Origin of the sequence: Shewanella sp. 11B5 (genome assembly GCF_002836795.1) — a bacterium.
GTDB lineage: Bacteria > Pseudomonadota > Gammaproteobacteria > Enterobacterales > Shewanellaceae > Shewanella > Shewanella frigidimarina.
This window is the reverse complement of record NZ_PJAP01000654.1, coordinates 1-2,150: the sequence shown is the minus strand read 5'-3', so window position 1 is coordinate 2,150 and position 2,150 is coordinate 1. Positions and strand designations below refer to the sequence as shown.

The window sequence follows — 2,150 nt, the reverse complement described above, 5'->3', positions numbered from 1 at the left end:
GTATTGGTATCGCTATTTTTCCTAATGATGCCGATACCGCTGCTTCATTATTGAAAAAGTCAGATCAGTTAATGTATCAAGCTAAAAAGGTGGGCGGTCATCAATATAAAATGAGTTAATTTTAGTTGCTGATTTTTCCGTCAGTTGATCCAGTTTATTCGCTATAGGTCTGGTTAATTGATGCAATCTGCCTGATACTTCAATGCATAAGTTTGAGTCACGGTATATAATGCCGTTTTTATCGTTTTCGATTTCCAAAATACCGCTTTGTGGATAAAGGATAGAGTTCAATGCGCAGTCATTATTGTGGAGACATTAATCAGTCTCATCTAGGTCAAGAAGTTACTTTAGTCGGTTGGGTCAACCGTAGTCGAGATTTAGGCGGAGTTGTTTTTTTAGACTTACGCGATAGAGAAGGGCTAGTACAAGTTGTTTATGACCCAGATCTAAAAGATGTTTTTGAAATGGCAAGCACATTGCGCAGTGAATTTTGTGTTCAAATAAAAGGTGTTGTTCGCGCTCGTCCAGAAAGCCAAATCAATTCACAAATGAAAACCGGTGAAATTGAGATTTTGGGTAAGCAACTGACCATTATTAATGCGTCAGCTCCTTTACCATTAAGCATGGATAACTATCAAAACAATAGTGAAGAACAACGTTTAAAATACCGTTATTTAGATTTACGTCGTCCAGAAATGGCCGAGCGCCTTATTTTTCGTGCAAAAGTGACCAGCTCAGTACGTCGCTTTTTAGACGGCAATGGCTTTTTAGATATCGAAACGCCTATTTTGACTAAAGCCACTCCAGAAGGTGCGCGTGACTATTTAGTGCCAAGTCGAACTTATAAAGGTCAATTTTTTGCTTTGCCTCAATCACCACAGTTGTTCAAACAGTTGTTAATGATGTCGGGTTTTGATCGCTATTATCAAATCGTTAAATGCTTCCGTGATGAAGATTTACGTGCAGACCGTCAGCCTGAATTTACTCAAATCGATATTGAAACCTCATTCATGTCTGCCGAACAAGTCATGGAAAAAACTGAACAAATGATGCGCGGTTTATTTCAAGATTTATTGAATGTAGATTTAGGTGATTTTCCTCGCATGACCTACGCCGAAGCAATGAAGCGTTATGGTTCAGATAAACCTGATTTACGTAATCCACTTGAATTAATTGATATTGCTGATTTGGTTAAAGATGTTGAATTTGCAGTATTTAATGGCCCAGCAAATGATGTGGAAGGTCGCGTTGCGGCACTTCGCATTCCAACTGGTGCATCTTTATCTCGTAAGCAAATTGACGATTACACTAAATTTGCCGGCATTTATGGTGCTAAAGGCTTAGCGTGGATGAAAATAAATGACTTAGCTGCAGGCATGGATGGTATTCAGTCGCCTGTACTTAAGTTTTTAACAGACTCTATTGTTAACGACATTATTAGTCGTACAGGTGCACAAACCGGCGATATCATTCTATTTGGCGCAGATAAAGCCAATGTCGTGGCTGAAGCTTTGGGCGCATTGCGCTTAAAAGCCGGTGAAGATTTCAAGTTACTTGAAGGTGAGTGGCGCCCAATGTGGGTTGTCGACTTCCCGATGTTTGAAAAAATTAACGGTGGATTCCACGCGGTTCATCATCCATTCACTGCGCCTCGCGGTATTAGCCCAGCAGAATTAGCAGCAGATCCTGCAGCAGCTATTTCAGATGCCTACGACATGGTATTGAATGGTTGTGAATTAGGTGGCGGTTCAGTGCGTATTCATAACGCCGAAATGCAAAGTACTGTATTCAGTATTTTAGGTATTGAAGCTGAAGAAGCACAAGAAAAATTTGGTTTCTTGCTTGAAGCGTTACGCTACGGAACACCACCACACGCTGGTTTAGCATTTGGTTTGGATCGTATTATTATGTTGATGACCGGCGCAAGCTCAATTCGTGACGTAATGGCATTCCCTAAAACGACTACCGCAGCATGTCCATTAACTAACGCTCCTGGTTTTGCAAACCCAGTGCAGTTAACTGAATTGGGTATAGCGGTGATTGAAAAGGTTAAAACTGAAGAATAAACATTATTGCTCAGCGTAATAGGCTCTTAAAAGAGCACCACATACCGAGGCTGCTGCCTCGGTATGTTTTTAACAAGTATGGTT

At 40.7% G+C, this 2,150-nt stretch carries 2 protein-coding genes; both read left to right on the top strand.

Annotated features, from left to right (window positions below; all coding sequences use genetic code 11):
• Positions 1 to 2: 2 nt before the first annotated feature.
• Positions 3 to 119 carry a hypothetical protein gene (locus CXF78_RS22080; RefSeq protein WP_374702298.1) on the top strand — a complete coding sequence of 39 codons (117 nt, stop codon included), beginning with the start codon at positions 3 to 5 and terminating at the stop codon, positions 117 to 119.
• A gap of 171 nt (positions 120 to 290) precedes the next feature.
• Positions 291 to 2,066, top strand: a complete 1,776-nt coding sequence (gene aspS, locus CXF78_RS14910) for an aspartate--tRNA ligase (protein ID WP_102037245.1) — start codon at positions 291 to 293, stop codon at positions 2,064 to 2,066.
• Positions 2,067 to 2,150: the final 84 nt, after the last annotated feature.

Coding starts and splice junctions, on each gene's coding strand:
- aspS (WP_102037245.1), top strand. CDS start 291: ATGCGCAGTCATTATTGTGGAGACATTAATCAGTCTCATCTAGGTCAA.